Origin of the sequence: Calidithermus chliarophilus DSM 9957 (assembly GCF_000430045.1) — a bacterium.
Taxonomy (GTDB): Bacteria; Deinococcota; Deinococci; order Deinococcales; family Thermaceae; genus Calidithermus; species Calidithermus chliarophilus.
The window spans coordinates 230,537-236,219 of the sequence record NZ_KE387025.1 but is presented as its reverse complement, the minus strand read 5'-3'; the positions used below and the strand labels follow the sequence as shown (position 1 = coordinate 236,219).

Genomic DNA, 5,683 nt, shown 5'->3' with positions numbered 1-5,683 from the left:
CTGCGGCACCTCCTCCTGGCTTTGCGGGCCTTCCTCCGGCTGGAGGTCTACCGGCTGCGCAGGGGGGTGAGCTGGTACGAGGCCAAGGCGTCCATTGTTCGCGAGGCAATACGAAGTTATCTCGCCCATCCCCTCCACATCCTTCAGCCAACTGCGTAAGTCCTAATCGTAAAAGCCTCCTCCTCTATCCGGCGTAGCCGAGCTGCCTCGAGACGGCCCGGGCCACCTGGACAATGAGCTCACTGAAGCGGGCGAGGGCGGCCTCGTCCACGCGGAACGCGGGCCCCCCGACGCTGATCCCGCCGACCACCTTGCCGCTCTGGTCGAAGATCGCCGCCCCGACGCCCCGCGCGGCGAGGTCGTAGTCGCCGTCGCTGACCGAGAAGCCCTGCCGCCGGATCTGGGCCAGCTCCTCGCGCAGCCGCACGGGCTCCGCCACGGTGCGCTCGGTGAAGCGGGGGTAGCTGGCCAGGCGGCCGAGCACGCGCTCCTGCTCGGCCTCGGGCAGGTGGGCCAGGATGGCCTTGGGGACCGCCCCGGCGTGCAAGGGCACCGCCTGGCCCAGCACCGAGGCCACCCGCACCCGCTGGGTGCTGTCGCGCCGGTCGACGCAGACCGCGGAGTCGCCCACCAGCACGAAGAGGTTCACCGACTCCTTGGTCTCGGCGGCCAGCCGGTCCATGAAGGGGGCCGCCACGTCCACCAGCGAGGCGGGCTGGTTCTCCGCCGCGGCGGCGCCCAGCACCCCCAGCACCGGGGTGAGCGTGAAGCGCCCGTCGACGTCCATGCGCAGGAAGCCGGCCTCCTCGAGCGTCTTCAGGGAGCGGTAGACCTGGTTCTTCTCCAGCCCCATGCGCTGCGTGACCTCGGTGAGGGTGAAGCGGTGGGGCGGAGCGGCGAACGCGAGCAGCACCTGGAGGGTGCGGTAGGAAGAGTTCATCACGTACTGACTCTGGGGTTGGCTCGCCATGTAAGACCTTTTCACAATATGAAACTATGCAGGTAGAGTAAGCCGAGGCGGCCGGTTTGTCAAGGCAAGGGCCTGAAGCGGCTCGCCTACGCCATCCGGAGCGCGGGCCGGGCGAAAGGCGCGATAATGAAGCGGGCCCCGCGCCCTGGGAAGGAGGAGCCCCGTGCGAGACCGACGGTTCGTCGCGGCCCACCGCGGCGGGCCGCTGAGCCTAGAGCACCACCGCCTGCTGATGCGCTGGGCGCACGACTGCGCCGAGCACGTGCTCCCCCTCCTCGAGGGCGCCGGACCGGCCGGGCGCCTTACCGCCGCCCTCGACACGGCCGGGGCCTGGGAGCGCGGGGAGGTGCGGGCGGGGAAAGCCCGCGAAGCCGCGCTCGAGGCCCACGCGGCGGCCCGGGCGGCCTCGAGCCCGGTCGCCACCGCGGTGGCGCGCGCCGTAGGCCACGCCGCGGCGACGGCCCACGCCGCCGACCACGCGCTCGGCGCGGCCCACTACGCGCTGAAGGCCGTGAAGGCCGCGGGCCGTTCCGTCGAGGCCGAGCGGGCCTGGCAGGACGGGCGGCTGCCGCCGGAGGTGCGGGAGCTCGTGCTGTCGGCCCGCCAGGACGAGCGGTTCTCCCGGGTCTAGGCCGGGCCCACGGGCGCCCCGGCGGCCCTCAGCCGCAGTGCGCGCGGATCAGGGCCCGCGCGGCCTCCCCCGCCCGGCCCGCGTGGCTCCCCGGCCCGAACACCCGCGCGGCGTTCCAGGCCCCGTCCATCAGCAGCAGCAAGGACTCGGCGAGGGCCCGCGGGTCGCGGGCCCCGGCCTGCGCGGCGAGCTCCTCGAGCTTCTCCAGCACCGCCCGCTTGTGCCGCAGGGCAACCTGGTGGCCGGGGCTGTGGGGGTCGGGGAACTCCGCGGCGTTGACCGAGAAGGTGCAGCCCAAGCAGGCCGGGCTCACCGCCCGCTCCGCCACCCAGTCGAAGAGGGCCTCGAGCTTCTCCCGCGCCGTGGGCAGCGGCTCGACCCGTTCGGCGTAGTGGCCCCAGAAGCCCTCGTTCGCGCGCTCGAGGTAGGCCACGATCAGGTCGTCCTTGGAGGGGAAGTGCTTGTAGAGGGTCATCTTGGCCACGCCCGACTCGGCGATGATGCGGTCGACGCCCACCGCGCGGAAGCCCTCGCGGTAGAAGAGCTGCGCGGCGGTCTGGAGGATCTGCTCTCGGGCGGGGGAGGTTTCGCGGGCGGTTCGGCTCATGGACGCTGGACCCGTTGACAAGTATACAGACCTGTCTGTAGTATGCCAAGCAACCCTAATAGACAGAAGGGTCTACCCATGAAGGAGTCTCCCATGAACATCGCAGTTCTCGGCACCGGAGTGGTCGGCCAGGTTCTCGCCTCGGCCCTCGCGGCTAAAGGTCACGCGGTCATGATGGGCACCCGCGACGTGCAGCAGGCCCTCGCCCGCGAGCAGAAGGCCACCGGCGCCCAGCTCACCCTGGCCGAGTGGCACCGCCAGAACCCCCAGGTGGGGCTGGGCACCTTCGCCGAGGCCGCGGCCTTCGGCGAGGTGGTCGTCAACGCCACCAGCGGCTTCGGGGCGCTGCCGGCGCTCGAGGCCGCCGGCGAGGCCAACCTCGACGGCAAGATCCTCATCGACGTCTCCAACCCGCTCGACTTCTCCCGGGGGATGCCCCCCACCCTCTTCGTCGCCAACACCGACTCCCTGGGCGAGCAGATCCAGCGCCGCTTCCCCGGCTCGAAGGTGGTCAAGACCCTCAACACCGTCAACGCCTACCTGATGGTGAACCCCCGGCAGCTCGCCGGGGGCGACCACACCCTGTTCGTCAGCGGCGACGACGCGCAGGCCAAGGCCACCGTGGCCGGCTACCTCCGGGACTGGTTCGGCTGGGAGGACGTCATCGACCTGGGCGACATCACCACCGCCCGGGGCACCGAGATGCTCCTGCCGATCTGGGTGCGGCTGTGGGGCGCGCTGCAGACCCCGGTGTTCAACTTCAAGGTCGTGCGCCAGGCGGCGGGGCAGTGAAGCGGCGGAACCCCGGCGAGGGCGGGCCGATGGGCGCGAAGACCGTCCTCGTCACCGGGGCCACCTCCGGCATCGGCAAGCAGACCGCCCTCGAGCTCGCCCGGATGGGGGCCACGGTGGTGCTGGTGGCCCGCGACCGGGCCAGGGGCCGGGCCGCGCTCGAGGAGATCGGCGCCAAGACCGGCAACGAGAACCTCGAGCTGCTCGTCGCCGACCTCTCCGCACAGGCCGACGTCCGCCGGCTGGCCGCCGAGTTCAAGCGCCGGCACGACCGCCTGCACGTGCTGGTCAACAACGCGGGGGGCATCTTCACCGCCCGCAGGACCACGGCGGACGGGCTCGAGTACACCTTCGCCTTCAACCACCTGGCCTACTTCCTGCTCACCAACCTGCTGCTCGACGTGCTCAAGGCCAGCGCCCCCGCCCGCGTCGTCAACGTCAGCTCGGGGGCGCAGGGCATGGCGAAGCTCGACTTCGACGACCTCCAGGGCGAGAAGCGCTACAACCCGCAGGCCGCCTACAACCGGTCCAAGCTAGCGAACGTGCTGTTCACTTACGCCCTGGCGCGCCGGCTGGAGGGCACGGGCGTGAGCGCCAACGTGCTCCACCCTGGGGTGGTGCGCACCAATTTCGGGCGGGTGGACACCCCCTGGCTCTGGCGCGTGATGTTCCCCCTCATCGACCCGTTCATGCGCTCCCCGGAGAAGGGGGCCGAGACCCCGGTCTACCTGGCCTCCTCGCCCGAGGTCGAGGGGGTGAGCGGGAAATACTTCGCCGACAGGAAGGCCGTCCGCTCCAACCCGCTCTCCTACGACGAAGCCGTGCAGGAGCGGCTGTGGCGGGTCAGCGAGGAGCTCACCGGCCTGCGGCCGCTCAGCAGGGCCTGAAGCCGGGGCGTACCCGGGCCGGCGCACCCCGCACGGCGCCCGCGGCGGCCCGGCCCTTAGTCCTTCCTCAGGTGGGGGGCCAGCCGGGCCAGGAGGGCGGCCTTGGGCATGGCCCCCACGATGCGCTCGGCCGGCTGGCCGTCCTTGAAGAGGATGAGGGTGGGGACGCTCTGCACCCCGTAGGCGCTGGCCGGCAGCGGGTGGCGGTCGACGTCGAGCTTGACCACCTTCAGCCTCCCCGCCAGCTCCCTCGAGAGCTCCTCCAGCACCGGGGCCACCACCCGGCAGGGGGCGCACCACGTGGCCCAGAAGTCCACCAGCACCGGCACCCCGGCCCGCAGCTCGCCCGTCAGGCCCCCCTCGCCCGCCTCGACCAGCCAGGGTAGGGGCTTCTTGCAGGCCCCGCACACGGGCACCTGCCCCGCGGGCGGGGCGCCCAGGCGGTTCTTGGCCCCGCAGGAGGGGCAGGCCACCACGCCGCTCACCGCGTCCTCCGGGCCTCGAGCCCACGCGGGCGAGGCACAGCGCGAACCTGGGGCCTCGGCTCCCCCCACAACACCGGGGGCGCCGCCGTCGTGCCGGTGATCTCGTGCATGGTCTTACCTCCGTGCCCCTCGCGGGCGGTGCCGGGGCGCCGTGAGGCGAGAACGGCCCGCCACCCCCGCCAGGCAGTGGCTCCCGGTTTTCAGCAGTAGCACGCCGGGCGGCTCCCGTCAACCGACCGGGCTCGACCGGGACAGGCCGGGCTCCGCCGGCCGGGGACGCTCGAGGCCCTCAGCGGTAGCGCCGGGGAATTGCGAGGGAATAGTTGCTCAGGCAGCAGAGCGGGGAGCAGGCGCCCATCCAGGGTCTGAAGGAGGGCGCTCACGCCTTTCTGCCTTTGCCCTAGCCCTCCCCTACCGCAGCGGGGTGAGGAGGCGCGGGGTGATGACGATGACCAGGTCGGTCTCGGCGGTGGTGGTGGAGGTGGTCTTGAACAGCTCCCCCAGCACCGGGATGTCGCCCAGGCCGGGCACCTTCTCCACGCTCTCGGTGCGGCGGTTCTCCAGCAGCCCCCCGATCACGATGGCCTCGCCGGAGCCCACCCGCACGGTGGTGGTGGCGTCGCGGGTGGAGAAGGAGAAGGAGTTCTGGGTCTGGGAGGTGGGGGCGGAGACCGAGATGCTGACCTGCACCTCGATGGAGCCGTCGGGGGCCACCTTGGGCAGCATGCGCAGCGTGATGCCGGTGGAGAGGTTCTGCACGGCCTGCACGTTGTTGTTGGTGACGATGACCGCCAGGTTCTGGGTGGCGTTGATGCGGGCCTCGACGCCGTCGGTGGTCACCACCCGGGGCTTGGCGAGGACCCGCCCCGCCCCGCTGGACTGCAGCAGGTTGAGGGTGGCGCTGAAGCCGATGGGCAGGCTGACGTCGCGGCCGAAGACCCCGAAGCGGACGGGGTTGCCCCCGGTGGGGTTGGGGATGTTGGTCTCCTTGACGCCGAAGCGGAAGAGGCTGAGGTCGTAGTCGATGCCCAGGGCCTGGCTGAGGCTGCGGTTGATCTCGATCACCTCGGCCTCGAAGGCCACCTGCGGCCGCGGCGCGTCCAGCATGCGGACCACCTGGTCGATGAGGGCCCGGTCGGCGGGGTTCACGAGCACCAGCAGCGCCCGCTGCCGCTCGTCCACCACCACCCGGACGCTGCCGTAGAGCTGGGAGAGCTGCGCGGCCACGGTGGCGGGGTCGGCGTAGCTCAGCCGGTAGAGCTGGGGCAGCCGCTCGTCGGGCTGGGGCTGGGGCTGGGGCGGGCCGTCGGG

Annotated in this window: 7 protein-coding genes and 1 pseudogene; 4 read left to right on the top strand and 4 right to left on the bottom strand. The window is 72.0% G+C overall.

What is annotated here, in order from left to right:
• Positions 1–159: pseudogene (locus tag MEICH_RS30250) on the top strand (IS701 family transposase); the annotation flags it as partial.
• Positions 160–184: 25 nt separating this feature from the next.
• Here the strand turns inward: MEICH_RS30250 and MEICH_RS0116095 are convergent.
• Positions 185–970, bottom strand: coding sequence for an IclR family transcriptional regulator (locus MEICH_RS0116095; RefSeq protein ID WP_027893450.1), 786 nt, complete (start codon positions 968–970; stop codon positions 185–187).
• Positions 971–1,133: 163 nt separating this feature from the next.
• Between MEICH_RS0116095 and MEICH_RS0116090 the strand changes: the two genes are divergently transcribed.
• Positions 1,134–1,601 (top strand): putative immunity protein, encoded by a 468-nt coding sequence (locus MEICH_RS0116090; RefSeq protein ID WP_027893449.1) that lies wholly within the window; start codon positions 1,134–1,136, stop codon positions 1,599–1,601.
• 28 nt (positions 1,602–1,629) lie between these two features.
• Here MEICH_RS0116090 and MEICH_RS25570 read toward each other — a convergent pair whose 3' ends face one another.
• Complete coding sequence (locus MEICH_RS25570) at positions 1,630–2,208, bottom strand: TetR/AcrR family transcriptional regulator (RefSeq protein ID WP_036219488.1); 579 nt, start codon at positions 2,206–2,208, stop codon at positions 1,630–1,632.
• Between the two features lie 93 nt (positions 2,209–2,301).
• Here MEICH_RS25570 and MEICH_RS0116080 point away from each other — a divergent pair, with 93 nt between their 5' ends.
• Together MEICH_RS0116080 and MEICH_RS0116075 are read left to right on the top strand one after the other, a co-directional pair.
• Positions 2,302–3,000 carry an NADPH-dependent F420 reductase gene (locus tag MEICH_RS0116080; protein WP_027893448.1) on the top strand — a complete coding sequence of 233 codons (699 nt, stop codon included), beginning with the start codon at positions 2,302–2,304 and terminating at the stop codon, positions 2,998–3,000.
• A complete protein-coding gene (locus MEICH_RS0116075; protein WP_218916426.1) occupies positions 2,997–3,887 on the top strand; it encodes an SDR family oxidoreductase in 891 nt (296 codons plus the stop codon). The genes MEICH_RS0116080 and MEICH_RS0116075 overlap by 4 nt, the downstream gene beginning before the upstream one ends.
• A gap of 56 nt (positions 3,888–3,943) precedes the next feature.
• On the opposite strand, the gene trxA is transcribed toward MEICH_RS0116075, so the two are convergent.
• Together trxA and MEICH_RS25565 are read right to left on the bottom strand one after the other, a co-directional pair.
• A complete protein-coding gene (gene trxA, locus MEICH_RS0116070; protein ID WP_245587692.1) occupies positions 3,944–4,363 on the bottom strand; it encodes a thioredoxin in 420 nt (139 codons plus the stop codon).
• Between the two features lie 420 nt (positions 4,364–4,783).
• Positions 4,784–5,683 (bottom strand): type II secretion system protein GspD (locus MEICH_RS25565; RefSeq protein ID WP_051304272.1); only part of this gene is annotated, 900 nt, incomplete at its 5' end.

Excerpts from the sequence above, each read along its gene's own strand:
- MEICH_RS0116080 (WP_027893448.1), top strand. The coding sequence starts at position 2,302 with ATGAACATCGCAGTTCTCGGCACCGGAGTGGTCGGCCAGGTTCTCGCC.
- MEICH_RS25570 (WP_036219488.1), bottom strand. The coding sequence starts at position 2,208 with ATGAGCCGAACCGCCCGCGAAACCTCCCCCGCCCGAGAGCAGATCCTC.
- MEICH_RS0116095 (WP_027893450.1), bottom strand. The coding sequence starts at position 970 with ATGGCGAGCCAACCCCAGAGTCAGTACGTGATGAACTCTTCCTACCGC.